This window comes from Bradyrhizobium sp. CCGB01, assembly GCF_024199795.1.
Classification (GTDB): Bacteria; Pseudomonadota; Alphaproteobacteria; order Rhizobiales; family Xanthobacteraceae; genus Bradyrhizobium.
In genome coordinates, this window is the sequence record NZ_JANADK010000001.1 from 6,053,377 (window position 1) to 6,068,884 (window position 15,508).

General features: G+C 64.5%; 20 protein-coding genes and 2 tRNA genes. 9 read left to right on the forward strand and 13 right to left on the reverse strand.

What is annotated here, in order from left to right; translation table 11 throughout:
• Window positions 1-128 precede the first annotated feature (128 nt).
• The 3 genes from NLM25_RS28145 (at window position 129) to NLM25_RS28155 (ending at window position 1,253) form a co-directional block, all read left to right on the forward strand.
• Window positions 129-401 carry a hypothetical protein gene (locus tag NLM25_RS28145; protein WP_254139160.1) on the forward strand — a complete coding sequence of 91 codons (273 nt, stop codon included), beginning with the start codon at window positions 129-131 and terminating at the stop codon, window positions 399-401.
• A complete protein-coding gene (locus tag NLM25_RS28150; protein WP_254139161.1) occupies window positions 398-601 on the forward strand; it encodes a hypothetical protein in 204 nt (67 codons plus the stop codon). The genes NLM25_RS28145 and NLM25_RS28150 overlap by 4 nt, the downstream gene beginning before the upstream one ends.
• A 205-nt stretch (window positions 602-806) precedes the next feature.
• The gene (locus NLM25_RS28155) at window positions 807-1,253 is read left to right on the forward strand and encodes a hypothetical protein (protein WP_254139162.1); all 447 of its coding nucleotides are present in this window, start codon (window positions 807-809) and stop codon (window positions 1,251-1,253) included.
• A 471-nt stretch (window positions 1,254-1,724) separates the two neighbouring features.
• On the opposite strand, the gene NLM25_RS28160 is transcribed toward NLM25_RS28155, so the two are convergent.
• A tRNA-Tyr gene (locus NLM25_RS28160) sits at window positions 1,725-1,810 on the reverse strand.
• A gap of 206 nt (window positions 1,811-2,016) precedes the next feature.
• On the opposite strand from NLM25_RS28160, the gene rlmB reads away from it, so the two are divergent.
• Window positions 2,017-2,847, forward strand: a complete 831-nt coding sequence (rlmB, locus tag NLM25_RS28165) for a 23S rRNA (guanosine(2251)-2'-O)-methyltransferase RlmB (protein WP_254139163.1) — start codon at window positions 2,017-2,019, stop codon at window positions 2,845-2,847.
• Between the two features lie 63 nt (window positions 2,848-2,910).
• Here the strand turns inward: rlmB and NLM25_RS28170 are convergent, their stop codons facing one another.
• Both NLM25_RS28170 and NLM25_RS28175 read right to left on the reverse strand, forming a co-directional pair.
• Entirely contained in the window at window positions 2,911-3,417 is a 507-nt protein-coding gene (locus NLM25_RS28170) for a hypothetical protein (RefSeq protein WP_254120659.1), read from the reverse strand.
• Between the two features lie 44 nt (window positions 3,418-3,461).
• Window positions 3,462-3,947 carry a hypothetical protein gene (locus NLM25_RS28175; protein ID WP_254120660.1) on the reverse strand — a complete coding sequence of 162 codons (486 nt, stop codon included), beginning with the start codon at window positions 3,945-3,947 and terminating at the stop codon, window positions 3,462-3,464.
• A gap of 311 nt (window positions 3,948-4,258) precedes the next feature.
• Between NLM25_RS28175 and NLM25_RS28180 the strand changes: the two genes are divergently transcribed.
• Window positions 4,259-4,750 carry a hypothetical protein gene (locus NLM25_RS28180; protein ID WP_254139164.1) on the forward strand — a complete coding sequence of 164 codons (492 nt, stop codon included), beginning with the start codon at window positions 4,259-4,261 and terminating at the stop codon, window positions 4,748-4,750.
• 157 nt (window positions 4,751-4,907) lie between these two features.
• Window positions 4,908-4,982 (forward strand) — tRNA-Thr (locus tag NLM25_RS28185).
• A gap of 19 nt (window positions 4,983-5,001) precedes the next feature.
• Here the strand turns inward: NLM25_RS28185 and NLM25_RS28190 are convergent.
• The 5 genes from NLM25_RS28190 to NLM25_RS28210 form a co-directional block, all read right to left on the reverse strand.
• A complete protein-coding gene (locus NLM25_RS28190) occupies window positions 5,002-5,421 on the reverse strand; it encodes a GFA family protein (protein WP_254139165.1) in 420 nt (139 codons plus the stop codon).
• Between the two features lie 150 nt (window positions 5,422-5,571).
• Window positions 5,572-7,404, reverse strand: coding sequence for a PQQ-binding-like beta-propeller repeat protein (locus tag NLM25_RS28195; RefSeq protein WP_254139166.1), 1,833 nt, complete (start codon window positions 7,402-7,404; stop codon window positions 5,572-5,574).
• Window positions 7,405-7,506: 102 nt separating this feature from the next.
• Entirely contained in the window at window positions 7,507-8,220 is a 714-nt protein-coding gene (locus NLM25_RS28200; protein ID WP_254139167.1) for a class I SAM-dependent methyltransferase, read from the reverse strand.
• An 81-nt stretch (window positions 8,221-8,301) separates the two neighbouring features.
• Window positions 8,302-9,021 carry a bifunctional 2-polyprenyl-6-hydroxyphenol methylase/3-demethylubiquinol 3-O-methyltransferase UbiG gene (locus NLM25_RS28205; protein ID WP_254139168.1) on the reverse strand — a complete coding sequence of 240 codons (720 nt, stop codon included), beginning with the start codon at window positions 9,019-9,021 and terminating at the stop codon, window positions 8,302-8,304.
• A gap of 246 nt (window positions 9,022-9,267) precedes the next feature.
• A complete protein-coding gene (locus NLM25_RS28210; protein ID WP_254139169.1) occupies window positions 9,268-10,965 on the reverse strand; it encodes a methyl-accepting chemotaxis protein in 1,698 nt (565 codons plus the stop codon).
• Window positions 10,966-11,182: 217 nt separating this feature from the next.
• Between NLM25_RS28210 and NLM25_RS28215 the strand changes: the two genes are divergently transcribed.
• Window positions 11,183-11,401, forward strand: coding sequence for a hypothetical protein (locus tag NLM25_RS28215; RefSeq protein WP_254139170.1), 219 nt, complete (start codon window positions 11,183-11,185; stop codon window positions 11,399-11,401).
• Window positions 11,402-11,404: 3 nt separating this feature from the next.
• Here the strand turns inward: NLM25_RS28215 and NLM25_RS28220 are convergent, their stop codons facing one another.
• Window positions 11,405-11,569 carry a hypothetical protein gene (locus tag NLM25_RS28220; RefSeq protein ID WP_254139171.1) on the reverse strand — a complete coding sequence of 55 codons (165 nt, stop codon included), beginning with the start codon at window positions 11,567-11,569 and terminating at the stop codon, window positions 11,405-11,407.
• A 104-nt stretch (window positions 11,570-11,673) separates the two neighbouring features.
• Between NLM25_RS28220 and NLM25_RS28225 the strand changes: the two genes are divergently transcribed.
• Window positions 11,674-12,066, forward strand: a complete 393-nt coding sequence (locus NLM25_RS28225; protein WP_254139172.1) for a hypothetical protein — start codon at window positions 11,674-11,676, stop codon at window positions 12,064-12,066.
• 295 nt (window positions 12,067-12,361) lie between these two features.
• Window positions 12,362-12,616 (forward strand): hypothetical protein, encoded by a 255-nt coding sequence (locus tag NLM25_RS28230; protein ID WP_254120676.1) that lies wholly within the window; start codon window positions 12,362-12,364, stop codon window positions 12,614-12,616.
• A gap of 51 nt (window positions 12,617-12,667) precedes the next feature.
• Here the strand turns inward: NLM25_RS28230 and NLM25_RS44165 are convergent, their stop codons facing one another.
• From NLM25_RS44165 to NLM25_RS28250, 4 genes are all read right to left on the reverse strand, one after another.
• Window positions 12,668-12,910 carry a DUF6719 family protein gene (locus tag NLM25_RS44165; protein ID WP_038935984.1) on the reverse strand — a complete coding sequence of 81 codons (243 nt, stop codon included), beginning with the start codon at window positions 12,908-12,910 and terminating at the stop codon, window positions 12,668-12,670.
• A 266-nt stretch (window positions 12,911-13,176) separates the two neighbouring features.
• Window positions 13,177-13,884: an outer membrane protein gene (locus NLM25_RS28240; RefSeq protein ID WP_254120678.1), complete on the reverse strand. Its 708-nt coding sequence runs from the start codon at window positions 13,882-13,884 to the stop codon at window positions 13,177-13,179.
• Window positions 13,885-14,171: 287 nt separating this feature from the next.
• Entirely contained in the window at window positions 14,172-14,567 is a 396-nt protein-coding gene (locus NLM25_RS28245; protein ID WP_254124442.1) for a hypothetical protein, read from the reverse strand.
• A gap of 377 nt (window positions 14,568-14,944) precedes the next feature.
• The gene (locus NLM25_RS28250) at window positions 14,945-15,313 is read right to left on the reverse strand and encodes a His-rich protein BRANT (protein WP_254139173.1); all 369 of its coding nucleotides are present in this window, start codon (window positions 15,311-15,313) and stop codon (window positions 14,945-14,947) included.
• Window positions 15,314-15,508 lie beyond the last annotated feature (195 nt).

Sequence of the window (15,508 nt, forward strand, 5' to 3'; positions counted from 1 at the left end):
AACTTAGGCATTAAGCTATTGTTAACCGCACGATGGGTCAACAAAATCAACTAGTTAACAAGCAGTTTTCGGCCGAGCGTGGTAAATAGATCAATTTTTGGCCAATGACGCCAAAAAAGGCACGAGAAATGAACACCTTGCGGCGTATCGACTGGAACGGCAAAGCGGGCTCGCGAGCGGCCAAAAAGGTATTATTTTACGCCACGATCGTTGCGCTGAGCGGATTTGGCGGCCCGGTATGGGCTGAGGACACAAATATCCCGGTCGAGCGAATGGTGAAGTCCGCCCCCAACAAGGACACGCGAATCGGCCTGTACCTCAACGTACTGCCCGACTGCACATCCGGCCCTTGCCAACGATCCGCCTGGTCAATCCGCCAGCGTCCGGGAAAGTCACTGTGAAGTCGGCCAAGGTGAAAGCGACCAACTACAAATCCTGTCTCGCGCTGGAAGTGCCGGCCTACGTTGCATTCTACAAATCGCAGCCCGACTTCGTCGGCGACGATGTGCTTACGATCGAAGTCAAATACGCCGGCGGGCGAACGGAAATTCAGAAGATCACGGTCAACGTTTCAGGCCCTGGCGCGCAGCAGAAAATCTAGCCGCGGCATTCTTACGTTGCTGCAAAATCAGGCCGATGAAGACGCTGCGCGAAGTGCGCTTTCGCGCCCCCTCGGCACGCTTCCTGCGGCTACCGCGGCGAATTCGCTGAACAGACCTTATATACTAGGCGACTGCGCGGTCGGACGCGCCCGGCCTTGTCGCGACGCAGCGGCGGCTGAAGGACCCTCGCGGCAACGCCGTGGTTTGACGCTGTTTGCGATTTTTGCTCTCTTGGGCCCCGTGATTAAAAAATTTTCTCTGGGGGCGGCGATGCGCAATTCGATGTTCAGGTATCTGACGGCAGTTGTCCTTTTCGGAGCGGGAGCGGCTGGTGACCCCGGTAGGGCAGTCGCTGCGGACATGGCCTTGAAGGCTTCTCCCGGCGCGATCGGAAGTTGCTCGGAGTTGGTTTTTACCTGCGAGAACGGAAGACAGTATCCGCTGTGCCCGATAGCCGTATCGGTCGAAGGCGAGGTCGTGACTGCGTCGCTGCATACCGGCCGCTCCGGCGGCGTGCACGTGCGCTTGGTCCCGATGGGCGTCGGATATCGCTATGCCGGCGCCGGCGTTTGGGTCGACGGCTTCCGTGGCAATGCGTTGCTCAACTTTGGCAAGCACAGCCAGGTCGCCTGCACAATCGAGAACTACTAGGTGACGTGCCCGGTCGGCGCCCCACAGGGGCGCCGCCTGTTCGCCTCGCTTGTTAGCCTTTGGTGCGAACGACGACCGGTCTCGCCCGAGGATACATAAAGGCCTTGGGGTGGACGTAGACGGGGCAATAATTGTCCCACTGGTATTGCTGCCAATTCCACTTCCAGCAACCATTCGCGATCTCTGGATCGGAATACCAATTGAGCCGATATGGCTCATCTCCGAATGGGTACGGACTGGCTTGAGCGCCAGCGGACGCTCCACTCATGCAGATGACGGCGGCAATTGCCATGAAGCATGAACGATACATGACTTTTCTCCGAATACTCCAACAAGGTGCCAAAGCGGAGCATTCTTATCAAGCCTGGAAGAAGTCCGTTACGCGAGCGCCCCTTCAGCCACCGTACGTCCGGGAGCCAACCCACCGCCGGGCCAATCCCGCGTCTGATTTAAACTCTTGATCAACAAGGCTGGTGGGGGAGGCAGGACTCGAACCTGCGAAGCCATGAGGCGGCTGATTTACAGTCAGCTCCCTTTGCCACTCGGGACACTCCCCCGCTCGACGGCAGCACAATCGGGCCGGACCTTGCCGGCGACCGAAGACGGCCATGGAACGTGAAGGCCGCGACAGCCCGGATGGGGGCGCGACCGGGCGCGTTTATGGGCGAAGCGGTGGGGCAAAGTCAACCGAGGCGAACAGCTAAAATGGCCCCCATTCGCACCCAAATTGCCATATTCCGGCACCCGTGACACAAGCGAGCCCATGAAGGACAAGAAATTCGCCCCGAGGGGCCCGCGCGGCGGGGCTAAGCCCTTCAACAGGCCCGGGAAATCGGCCGGCCGGCCGGCCTGGCGCGACCGTGATTCGGACCCCGGCGGGCCTGTCATCCTCTATGGCTGGCACACCGTCACCATGGCGCTCGCCAATCCGCAGCGACGGATCCGCAAGCTGACGCTGACCGAGAACGCCGCAAGGCGCCTTGCGGACGAAAACATCGAAACCCGCGTCACGCCCGAGATCGTCCGTCCCCAGGAGATCGACCGGCTGCTCTCGCCCGACGCCGTGCACCAGGGCCTGCTCGCCGAGGCCGATGCCCTGCCCTCGCCCGACATCGAGACCCTGGCGCAGGAGGGCATGGTGCTGGTGCTCGACCAGATCACCGACCCGCACAATGTCGGCGCCATCCTGCGCTCCGCCGCGGCCTTCGCGGTGAAGGCGATCGTCACTACCGCGCGCCACAGCCCGGAGGCCACCGGCGTGCTCGCCAAGGCCGCCTCCGGCGCGCTGGAGCTGGTGCCCATGGTGACGGTGCAGAACCTCGCCCGCGCGCTCACCGCGCTGAACGAGCGCGGCTTCCAGACTGTTGGGCTCGACAGTGAAGGCAGCGCGGATCTCTCCGAGGTCACTCTGCGCGAGCCGCTCGCGCTGGTGCTTGGCGCGGAAGGCAAGGGCCTGCGGCAATTGACCCGCGAGACCTGCAGCGTCGTGGCGCGGCTCGACATGCCCGGCGAGATCAAGAGCCTCAACGTCTCCAACGCCGCCGTGCTCTCGCTCTATGTCGGCGCAAGCCGCCTCGGGCTGATGAAGCGCTAGCAAAACAAAACGCCCGTCCGCATCACGCGGACGGGCGTCTCGTCAGCTCAGCCGATCAAGCGATCAGTAATAGCGGCGCAGCACGCGGCGGCCGCCGTAATAGTACGGCGCCGGGCGGTAGCCGTAGCGCGGACCGTAGCCGTAGTGCGTGCGCGGCAGATAGCCGTAGCGCGGGCCGTAGCCGTAGCGATACGGACGATAGTAGGGGCGGCGATAGGGATAGGCGCCCGGGGCTGCGATCGCGGCGGCACGATAGCCATAGCCGTAACCGTAGTTGGCGGGCGCAACGACCGCGTCCTCACGATAGGTCGGATACGGCGCGAACGCGCCCGGGCCGGTATAGGTCGGCCCCTGGTTGACGTAATAGTACTGCGTAGCCGGCTCGGCGAGCTGCTCAAAGCCCCAACCGCCATAACCCGGGCCATAACCCCAGCTGCCGCAACCCGTGTTGCAGCCGCTATAGACCGGCGCAACCGGCGCGCAGCCGTTGAAGCCGCAAGCCGCGGCCGGCGCGGCCCCGACGAACATCACGGCCGCCGCCGCGACCAGTCCCGAAATCATCTGACGCATTACTCTCTCCTGTTGAATTTCGTATCTTTGGTTTTTGACGTTTCTTAACCCGGCGGCCTGCCGGGTATTTCTGCGTGCGGCCGCGGCCGAGGACGCCGCGGGCGGTCGTTGATCTCAGGCGCGAAGATCACCGGCGGCGGATTGACGGGCACGTCCATCTGCGGCGGCAGCGGCGCCGATTGCGCGCCCCAGCTCTGGTGATAGCTCTCGGCGGGCTTGGGCAATCTGCGGTTCGCGGGCGGCTCGACCTCGAGCCGGCCATAGCCGGGCCGCAAGCCCAGCGTCGGATAATAATGGCCGACATCTTCGGGCTGCCGCTCGGCGATATAGCGCCCGCCATAGATCGTCGGCTGCACCTGGATGTTTTTCCCGAGGCCCCAGACACCCTCGACCACGGTGTAGGACGCGTCGATGTTGTTGATGATGATGGGCACGCCCGGGCGGCCGGGAACGACGATATCGAAGCCGCCACCGGCAAGCGCCGTCGCGGGCAGTCCGATCAGAAAGGCTGCGAGCGCCAGAGCGCGCATGGAAGGATCCCGAATTGTCCGGGCTACAACCTAACCGATCGCTCCGCCGAGAGAGTTAAGGCCGCTTCACCAATTTCCGGTAAGCCTAACGCGTAAGGATCGGTCGTCTTTCGAATGCACCGAGCGCACTAGCGAAGCGTTAACACTTGGCCCCGCTCGCGATGCCGCCATCGTCCGACAAGCCGCATGCATGGCACAAACTGCACATCCTCCGCGTGCTCACAGCGATGTGACCTCGTTCGCGCGAAACGATGGGAACGTCTCCGCGACTGAGGAACTTAGCAACCGTTCCAACCACATGGAGATATGCCATGACGAGCCTGAAACTGATCGGCGCGGTTTCGATCGTTGCCTCCGCGCTCGCAGGCCCTGCAATGGGTCAAGCATCCATCACCAATCCCGCCGCCTGCGAATCCATGTTCGCCAGCGCCAATTGCCTGAACGCTGGCGCCGGCAGCCCTTACGCCACCAGCCGTCAGCAACGACAATATCAGCGGGCAGCCTATCGCAACCCGAACCGCTACAACGATGTGAACAGAACGAATAGCGGCTTCTGGCCAGCAGCGACCGCAGGCGCGGTTGCAGGCGCCGCCGTCGGCACCGCAGCAGCCGTTGCCGCAGCACCGTTCAGCGGCTGGGGCAACTCGTACGCCTATGACAATTCCGGCGGCTACGGCACCTACAACCGTGGCGAAATGGGCTGGTATGGCAATTGGGATACCTACGCGGCTCGCAACGGCATCGTTTGCCGGCCCGGCACTTGGTATAAGGGCGCGGACGGCCTCCAGCACATCTGCCAATAAGCCACAATCTGGCGAAGCGATTCAGGCGGCCCCACGGCCGCCTGTTTCATTCCGACAGTGCTTGCACCGGTTCTGGCACTTTCCAACCAAGTCTGATATTGCGACGCGCGGGTGGACGGCCCCGGCACGTGCCGGTCTCTTCCCACATCCCAGCGTGGCCGGCTTAGCTCAGCGGTAGAGCAGCGGTTTTGTAAACCGAAGGTCGGGGGTTCAATCCCCTCAGCCGGCACCATTGCTCGACGCCCGGTCTCTTAGCTCGAATTCTTGTGCGCGCTGCTTTGCCGGAAGTGCTCGACGCCGGCGCCGTTGACCTCAACCCAGCCATGTTTCGACTGCTCGAAAACCGATCTGACCGGCGCCGGGAAATTCGGGTCCGCGATCGTGCCGACGGCAACGCCGATCATGTCAGGCAGATTGTCGGCCTTCCAATAGAGCGTCGACCCGCAGTCACGACAAAAATAGAACCGGACGCTGCTACCGCTGTCGGCCGCACGAACATACTCCTTCGGCGTTCCCGAGATCGTGACGACCGCAACCGGATAGAAGGCGCCGACGCCGAACGGCGCTCCGGTTCGCCGCTGGCACGCGATGCAGTGACAAGCGGCCACAAGGCGGGACGGCCCCGGAAGCGAAAGCGCAACAGCGCCGCAACTGCATCTGGCGTCGAGCATCGAACTCACTCCTCGTTCGTCGACGGGTCTGGTCGCCCGGATGGAGCACTGTTCCTGGAGGGAAGAGACCGCAAAGCTGGCGCGAACTACGCCGCGAGAAGCCGTGCATGCAATGCGATCTGTCGATCGGATCGCAACGACGACGAAGCCTCACTCCGTTCGCGCCTCGAACGCCAGCAGCACGTTGCCGGCGACGCCGCTCCATTGGCCATAGCCGGAATTGGTGTAGAGCATGCCGCCGGCGATGACCGGTCCGGGACCATCGATCGCGCCGCCATGGGCGGGGACGCCGTTGACGGCCTTGTAATCCTGCGCGGTGTCGAACTCCCAGAGCAGCTTGCCGTCGGTGGCATAGGCGCGCAGGAAACCGCTGACGCCGCCGGAGAACACGACGCCGGGGATCAGGCTCACCGCCGCCGAAAGCGCAGGGCTGCATTGGGGACGATCGCCACAGGCGACCGGCGGCACCTCCATCACAACCGTCCCGCTGGCGAGATCGAGGCCGAACAGGCCGCCCCCTTGCGTGGAGTCGAGACGTCTGGTGCCGTCACGCAGGAAACGCACGTCGGAGTTCGCGACGTAGATGCGCTCCTGGTCCGCGGCCGAGCCCCATTCGCTGCCGCCGAGCGCACCGCCCTTCCCGATCCGTGTCTGCCACAGGATCTTGCCGCCGTCGTCGGGATCGAGCGCGTGCACGACGCCGGATTTCTGCGCGATAGCAAGCACGCGCTTGCCGTCGCGCAAGGTCACCAGGATCGGCGACTGGCCGAAATCGTGGTCGGGCCCGTGATCGTCAGGGCAATTGGTCCTGTCTGCGGTGAAGCACGCGACGACGAAGGCGTCCTTCGGCGTGGCCTGCTGTTTCCAGAGCAACTTTCCGCTTCCGAGATCGAAAGCGAGGACCGCATCGGCGGTCGCGGCCGGCGGGTTCGAATAGGAATTGCTGGTCGCGACATAGATCGCGCTGCGCTTCGCGTCGATCGTCGGCGCCGACCAGATCGCGGCACCGGACGGGCCGAAGAGCTGCGTACCCCTGGCATTCTTGTCGGTCGGATGCGGCACTTCGGGGATCGTATAGGCTTGCCAGGCCAGCTTGCCGGTCGCGGCCTCCAGCGCCACCACGCTGCCGCGGAAGGTGCAGCATTCGTAAGAAGCTTGCGAGCCTGCGGCTTCCTCGAGCGATGACACCGGCACGTAGAGAACGCCGGAATGCAGCACCGGCGCCCCGGTGATCCGCGCGGCCGAATGCTCCTCGACCTTGGTCTTCCAGATCAGCGCACCCGTCAGCGCGTTCACGGCATAGGCGTTGGCACGCAAATCACCGAAGAAGATCGCGAACTGATCGGAGCCCGGAAGCTGTGCAAAGGTGATCGCGGCGCGCACGGCGCCATCGGTCGCGAGGGTCCACAGGGTGCAGCCGGTTCGCGCGTCGAGCGCGTGGACCTTGCGGTCGGTGCCGCCGATGAACAACAGGCCCCCGACGATCGTCGGCGGCGCAAACGACACCGAGGCGCCTGGAAACGCGTAGGCCCATTTCAGCCGCAGGTTCGGCACCTGCGCCGCGGTCAGGCCCGCCATGTCGGCCGGCTGGAAGCGGCTGTTGTTGAGGTCCACGCCCCACCCATTCCAGTGAGGACCGTCGAGCGGTTGCGGAAAGCCGCTGATCTGCTGCGTGCAGCGGCCCTGCGCGTCGGACGCGCTGTTGATCGCGGCCTTGCCGGTGACGAAGGACGCAATCGCGCGGCGCTCGTCGTCGCTGCGCTCCTTCGCCATCGCGGCCATGCTGCCGGAGGTCAGCGTCCCCAGCACATGATCGAACGACATCGCCTGCATGGCCGAGCGCGCGGGCGCGCGGCTCCGGGCGTCGCCGGCATCGTGACATTGTGCGCAGTGCGCTGCGTAGAGCGCGGCGCCATCCTGCTGCGCCAGCGCCGGCGCGGAGAACCAGATCAACAAAGCGGCCAGGATGGCACTTGCTCTCATGGTGGGCTCCGACATGTCACCGCGCCCCGGGGATGGCGGCACACAACCCAAAGTGTAGCGCTGGAGCGATCCCGGAAGCAATGGACGTTCCGCCCGCGCCTGTCACACATCCGTGGCAATGCCGACGCGATCGGGCAGCTCGTCCAGCCGCCACAGGGCGAGGCTCTTGTCGCGCCAGCCGCCGCCGCCCTCCTCGCATCGCTCGTTGATCAGGGCGCGCGGCAAGGGCCAATGGAAAGGCGCCCTCTCCATGTTCAGCGCGCGCCAGTCGCCATCCTCGCAATCGCGATTTGCATTCCATTCCGGAAATGTCGTCACCAGCAGGAAGCGCGCGCCGCTCTCGCGGAAGCGGGCCATGGCGCGGGCGATGTTGCCGAAGCTCAAATGAACCAGACAATCCCGGCACAGAATGACATCGGCGCGCGGCAACACATCGCGCGTGATGTCGGCAACGAGAAAACGGCCGGACAAATCGCCGCCGGCCACACGCCGGCGATTGGACTCGATCAGCGACGGCACGATGTCGATGCCGGTGTAGTCGAGGTCGAGCTTGATGCGGCCGATCCAGCCGGCATCGCCACAGGGCGCATCGAGCAGCGACCGCGCGCCGAGCTGTTGCAACAGGGCAGGAAGCGCCTCCCGGAGCGCGGCGGTCGCCGGATCCTCCGAGCCGAGGCCCGAGACCGAGCTGGCGGCACCCCACAGGTTCGTCTTTTCGATCCGCTCGAACCGCGCGGCGAGATCGAGGCCTGCGAAACTGTCGCGGTCGGCGACGAAGCGTTCGTGAGCGAGCACGGGTGGACGTTTGGCGATCATCGGGCGGGACTCGCGTCAAGATTCCGTCGCGGGTCCACTATACAGGGGGAGCGTCGCGTCCGAAATCGCCAGCCTCTTCGCTCAAGCCGGCTTCTGCCACTCCATGATGTGGAAGAACGGCACCCGGCGATGACGGGCGATTCTGTCGGGATCACCGCCGATGGGTTGCGGCTCGACGAACAGGCGCAACTGGAGGCCGTGATCGAGCAGCAGCGTCATGTAGGTGCTGAGCGGACGATGCCAGTTTTGGACGCGGACGCCGCTCCAGCTCACCCAGGTCGCACGTTCATCCATGTAGTGATCAATGGTGAACCGCAGGGCGCCGTCGCGGTCACGCGTCCAGCCCTCGGGCGGGCCGGCGGTGTTGAAGCTGGTCAGGTTGGCGATCAGCAGCGTGCCGCCCGGCCGCATCGCCGTCGCTATTTTCGCGATGGCCGTAGCAAGATCGGGTATGTCGATCAGGCTGAGATAGCTGACAACCAGATCGAACTCCGCGTCGAAATCCATCGTCTCGGCGCGGCCGACCCGGTAGTCGCCGCTGGGATCGAGCTCCCTGGCGCGCGCAAGCAGCGCTTCGGTCGGATCGATGCCGGTGGTGCGGATGCCCGCGCGCTGCATGATGCGGCAGAAGCGCCCCTCCCCGCAGCCGACGTCGAGCGCGTTGCGAAAGCCGCGCCCTTCGATCCGCGCCCGCATCGGCGCATCCAGCACGAAGCGGCGGCCATAGTCGCCGTCTTCCCCCTGCTCGATGATCCAGGCGGCCGCGGACGCGGCCCAGCCGTCGCTGACATCCTCGTTCATGGGTCGACCTTCGGGAATGGATCGTGGCCGCGCGCATCGCGCGCACCGTTACTGACCACAGATTGGATCGGAGCTCAACATGAGGTAGTCTCCGTATCCGATGCGCCCGACCACCGCCAAAGAGAAGGCCAGGATCGCCGCCGGTGCAGTGACGGCCGTCGTCATGACGGCCGTGCTGCTGGTATTCGCGCTCGGTTTCCTGCTGGCGCGATAGAGGGTGCGACGGGCCGATGCCGTCGCGCCGACTTACGCCGCACGCACGGTGCGGAGGAATTTTCCGACTTCGTCCTTCAACCGGTTGCTGTCGGTCGCCAGCATCTTGGCGGTCGAGAGCACCTGCGAGGACGCCGAGCCGGTCTCGGCCGCGCCGCGCTGCACGTCGGTGATGTTGGTGGAGACCTGCTGGGTGCCGTGAGCGGCCTGCTGCACGTTGCGCGAGATCTCCTGGGTGGCGGCGCCCTGCTCCTCGACGGCGGCGGCAATGGTGGACGACACCTCCGACAGCCGCTCGATCGTCGCGGAGATGTCGCGGATCGCGTTGACGGATTCCTGGGTCGCAGTCTGGATGCCGGAAATCTGCTGGCTGATCTCGCCGGTCGCCTTCGCGGTCTGCTCGGCCAGCGTCTTCACCTCGGAGGCGACGACGGCGAAACCACGGCCGGCCTCGCCGGCCCGCGCCGCCTCGATGGTGGCGTTGAGCGCCAGCAGATTGGTCTGGCCGGCGATGGTGTTGATCAGCTCGACCACGTCGCCGATGCGCGTCGCCGCGACCGAAAGCTCGCTGACGCGCTCGGTCGTGGTACGGGCCTGGGTTACGGCTTCGCCCGCCATGCGCGCGGACTCCTGCACCTGCCGGCTGATCTCGTTGACCGAGGAGGACAGCTCTTCCGTGGCGGTTGCGACCGACTGCACGTTGCCGGTGGCTTCGCCCGACGCGACCGCAACGACCGAGGTCAGCTCCTGCGCGCGCTGCGCCGTGGTGGCCAGCGTCGAGGACGACGCCTCGAGCTCGGTGGACGCGGATCCGACGGTTTCGATGATCTCGCCGACCGCGCGCTCGAAGCCGTCGGCCAGGTTGACCATGTCGCGCTTGCGCTGCGCTGCAGCCTGCGTCTCGGCTTCGGCCTGCGCCGCCTTGAGGCGTTCGACCTCGAGCGCGTTGGTCTTGAACACCTCGACGGTCTTGGCCATGTCGCCGATCTCGTCGCGTCGGTCCTTCTCGGGCACCTCGGTCTTGAGATCGTTGCGGGCGATCCCCTCCATCGCGAGCTTGAGGCGGGCAATCGGCCGGGACATCGCATTGAGACCGATGAACAGCGCGATCGCGATGCCGAGGACCAGGCCACCGGCGCTGACGCCGATCACGGTCCATGTCGCCGACCTGGCGTCGCGGTTGATGGCTTCCTTGCGCTTGCTGACCGTCTGCGCGGTCTCGGTCACGAACTGGACGATGCGTGCGAGGGCCGCATCCAGCACCGGATCGCACTCCTTGTGCGCACGGTCGGCAGCCTTGGCATTCTCTTCCGTGCTGTTCGCCTGCGAGCCGGCCTTCAGCACCGGATCGCAGCCGGCGAACGCTGCTTTCAACTGGTCGCCGATGCTCCTGATCTGGTTCGCGCGCGCCGGATCGTCCTGCTCCGCCGCATCCAGGAATTGACGGATCTCGTCGCGGTTCTGCGTCGCGGTCTTGAGACGGCCGGCGTTGCCCGCCTCCGTCGCCTCAGTGAAGACCGCGTAGAGCGCGGCATGATAGGTCTCGGCACGGCGCTGGGCCCGCGTCAGGTTGAGCGCCGAGGATTGCGCGGCGGAGAGCTCGGCAAAACCGTCGACGGTCGCCGAGAGTTCTTGCGTGCCGAAGCCAGCGACGGCAACCATCGCACAGCCCATCACGGCCACGATCAGCGCGACCTTCCACACGATTTTCAGATTGTTCAAAAAGCTCATCGCAGCCGTCCCAATGATTCCTGCTGACGCATAATCCCAGCATGGTGCATTGGAACCGGCGGACGTTAAGATTTGATACCAAATGCGCCGGGTAGTCTTACGGAAAAATAACTATTTTGGGTGGCGGCGTAAGCTTCACGTAAGCTTCGGCCTTTCCGGGGCACGATCCAGGCAAGGCCGGCCGGAACAGGTCGCCGGCCTCAGTCGTTGTCCGCCCATGCGGATCAAGGAAGAAAACCGAAACATGTTTCTGCTGGCAATGGTGACGCTGTGCTGTGTCGCCGTGGCGAGCACCGTAGCGCTGTTCGACCTGGCACTGGGAACGGCTCCGGCAACGCAGGTCGCCGAACCCGCGCCGATCGACGTGACCGCTCCGACTCCGGTCCGGGTGGTCGGGGCGCCGTTCGAGCCCAACGTCAACCCGCGCGAGCGATAGCGCTCACGTCGGTGATGCCTCCGAGCCCGCCTCGGGCCGGCCTTGGGCCCGCGCCAATTCCTCGACGAACGCGATCACCTCCGCCCGCTTGTCGGGCGGCAGCGACAGAAACGCGCGGACAAGCCTCAGGCCCTGCGCTTCGTCCGACTGGTCTGTTTTGGCGTCCATCTCTCACTGTCGGGCGAGCGGGAAAAATATGCAATCCCCAACCGGACACCTTCTTGATTCGGCCCCCGCCAGCTTTGCTGGAATAGCTCCAAGAGAGGTGGACCATGAAGTGGATCAGGGAGCGCGACGCACTGATCGCGCAGACAATGGCCTTCGTCCAATCGGTAACCGGCAAAAAGGATGACGTCCATCCGCCGGAGATTCCGACGCCTACACCGCTTGTGCCGGTGGGGATCGTCACGGTCGAGACCTTGACCGTCGAGGCCCTCGCGGTCGAGATCGAGCCGCCGCAAGCCGTCCCGCCGCCCGCGCCCGTCGTGATCCCGCCTGCACGGACGAGCGGCGATTTCCGCTCCGAAATGCAGACCCGCATCGCCAATTTCCGTAAGCACCAGGAGCGGTTCGAACGCGAGCGTGAGGAGTATTGCGCGTCCACCCTGACCAAATTGCGCGCCGCCATCGGCGACATCTCCCCCCGCCCGCCGGCGGAGAAGTGAGGCGGCTTCCGCCTCACAGCCAGGACCACACCAGCCAGAGATTGGCCGCACAGGCGCCGAACAATGCCAGCGTCAGTGGCAGCAGCATGTGCCCGCAGCAGGTTTTGAGGTCGGTCGTCATGGCCGGAAACATCCGCTGATTCCGGCAAACGAGTCCCAAGGTTTCTTTTTTTGGGGATTCAGGACTCGTTAAGGACTCAGGGCCCGGCGGCCCTGATCACGCCCCCGTGATCGAACAGCCGGCCGGAACCCCTCGCCCGTCAGGCCGTTAAAGCGTTTTCCAGGAGCGGGAAGCATGCCCTACGCCCTGTTCTGCCACGACGCCCAAATCAGCAAGGCCTATCCCAGCGATGCCGATGTCTGGAAGCTCGCGCAACAGAGCGGCCTCGTCGTGGACATCAGCGCCGACGACGAGCGCCAGGGGCCGCGCCGGGTCCTGGACAATGACTACGAGATCAAGCCCTGCCGGGCCGCTCAAGGCGAGGACCCCGCCAGAAACAAGGCCGAGGCCGAACGGCAGTCGCGGATGGAGCTCGAGCTGAATTCTTGAGGTTCGGCAGGAAGCCCAGGCTGTCCCGGGAAGCTATCTCAGGAAGGGATCTCAGGGGGTCGCGGTCGCCAGCGAGGCCTGCTCGCCGGCCAGCACCACGCAGGCCTTGCGGCGGTGCAGCCCGCGGATCGCGCCTGTCACCTTCAGCACCTTGCCGGATGGGCAGGAAGCGTCCTTGACGAAGGCCACCTCATAGGGTGCCAGCATTAGAGGCTCGGATTTGAGGATTGTCTGTGCAGCGCACGGCAGGGAGATGAAGCACGAGAGCACTACTGCCGACACAAAGATACGCATGTCCGTCGTCCCACCAGCCCGGTAATTGTCATATAACGCCTTCCGGAGCGCGAGTTCCGTAAGCGGCAAAAATTATTTTTGCTTTACGCCAGTCCCATGACGCGCGTGAGAAGGTGCGCGCCCGACCATTTGCTTGCAAATGACGCGCCAGATGGTTCACGTAAAGCAAACAACAGGCTGGCAAACAACAGGCAGGCAAACAACGGGCTGGCAAACGAAAGGCCGGCGTGAGCCGGCCTTTGTCAGATCGTGGTCGCTGCCGGGCGTCAGTAGCGCGAGGCTGCCGGACCGCCCCAGCCGAAGCGGTAGTTCACACCGACCTTGACCGTATGCTCGTCCTCCCGGCCCCGGACGCCGACGATGTCGGCCGGGCCGGAGGTGAAGGTCGTGCTGCCAAAGTTGTAGTACTGGTATTCGGCCTTGGCCGACCAGCTGGGGGCGAACATGTATTCGAGGCCGGCGCCGACGGTGTAGCCGTCCTTGCTGTTACCGGTGGCGGTGAAGGGCTGCGCGACGCCGGCGACGTTGACGCCGAGGCCGCCATTGCGCCAGGCGTAGCCGCCCTTGGCGTAGAGCAGCGTCGGACCCCAGGTATAGCCGATGCGGCCGGTCACCGACCCGAGCTGGTCGGTGTTGGACGTCACCTGCGTGCCCAGCGGGAACGTGACACCGTTGTTGTTGGTCGGCAGCCAGGAGTACTGGGCCTCGATACCCACCACCCAGTTCGGCGCGAACTGATAGTCGAAACCGCCCTGCACGCCGCCCAGGAAGCGGGCGTCGCTGGACTGGAAGCTGCTGTCGCCGGCAAAGGCGCCGCCGACATGGCCGCCGATGTAAAAGCCGGTCCAGTTGTAGATCACCTGAGGCGGCGTATAGGCCGGAGCCTTGGTGTAGGTGCGCGGCTGCATGTCGGCCGCTGCGGCCGGCGCGGCCAGCGCAAGCAGAGCGACAGCGCCCAGCAAAATCGTCTTCATTGTCATCCCCGTTCTTTCAAAATCGACCCTCAGCAAACAACGTGGCGTGAATTTGGTTGCTTCGCAGCGATGCCGGAACGTTGATCGTTCGTGACTGTGACGGGGTGGCAACAACGCGATTTTGTTCCGTCACACCTGCTTGCGCTGACCAATTTTGTCATTGGCGCAAGGCCTGCCGTAACGATCTGTCGCAAGGCGAAACCGCCCCGTTCAAAGCTCGCCAAAATGTGATCCAGCGGCTCCGGTGGCTTCTGTCCTAGCAGCAAGCGATGAAGGCGGGCTTTGCCCTACCGCGTCATCTTTTCCAGTTCCGGAAAGGGAGCGTAAACCGCACCGGCGCAGAGCTCGCCGGCGCGGTCGACGACGCGGTCCGCCCGGCCGTTGACGAAGATGACCGCACGCTCGCGCGTGCCCTTGTAGCTGCCGTCGGTCTCGCGTGGTGTGAAGCGCAAACAGCTGACATAGAACTGGCGGCCGCCAACCTCGCGCTGCGCCGGCTCGGCCATGCTGGCCTCGCGCACGCCGACCGGATTGTTGAGATAGGAGCGCATCAAGGCGAGTGTATCGCTACGGAAATTGTCGGGAAACGGCTGCGGCCCTCCGGCCTGGGCCCCGCCCATCACGGTCGGGCGGTCACCATCGCTGCCGAAACATGCCGCGAGCGCCAACGGCAATGCCAAAATCACCGCACGTTTCACCAGATGCCCCACAGGTCACGCTCTCCGCTCGATCAGACTCGGAGATGTTCCAGCCCCAAGGTTGCAATGATACACGTCTAGAGGTGTTTTGCCCGACGAGTCAAACGGATTCGCAAAATCCGCAGAGTAGCGCACCGACCGTCAACCCATTGATTCATCTATCGGCGGCTACTGTGCATGGGGTTGTTTTCGAGATTTTTGTTTGCGGTCGCGAAACGAATGGAATTCGCTTGCGCCCCGGCATCGGCGCACCGACCCGCCGCCAACACCTCGCGCTTTCGCACAAGGCATGACGACGGGCCTGGCCTGAATTCCGCACGCGGCGGCGGGGCAATGCTGGATGCCGCCGCGCGGGATCAGTCTTAGCTGCGCTTGTCGACGGTCGCCGGCTTGGTCACGTCGGGCTGCGCCTTCAGCGACTTCTTGGCCGACAGATGCTTGTTGTGGTGACGATGCGTGCGCACGGTCTTGTGCTCGTCGGGCGTGACCGCGGCATTGGCGTTCATCGCCTTCGCCTTGGTATCGACCTTGGCGTCCGCCTTGACGTCGGTGGCCTTGGCGTCGGCCTTGATGGCGGCCTCGGGTTTCGCGGCGGGGGTCGATACCTTGGTCTGGGCCTGGTCCGCCTTGATCACCGGCGCGGTCGTTGTGGTCTTGCCGGCTTCAGCGGCGAAGGCCGGGGCTGCGATCACGGAAGCTGCGAGCAAGGCTGCGGAAATGGTCTTCAACATGGTGTGTCTCCTCTTGGAAGGATCTTGAGGCGGCGCCCTCTCGCCAGCTCTTCGATCGTGGGTGTGAGCCTAGGCGCGGCGCGCTGAACCCATTCTGAAGCCGGCTGCCAGCTTCCGTTCATCTCGATGACAAGTTTGTCATCTGCCCCTGGGCGAATAGATCGTGTGAAGCGGGAATGTTTTTGCCCGTTGGGT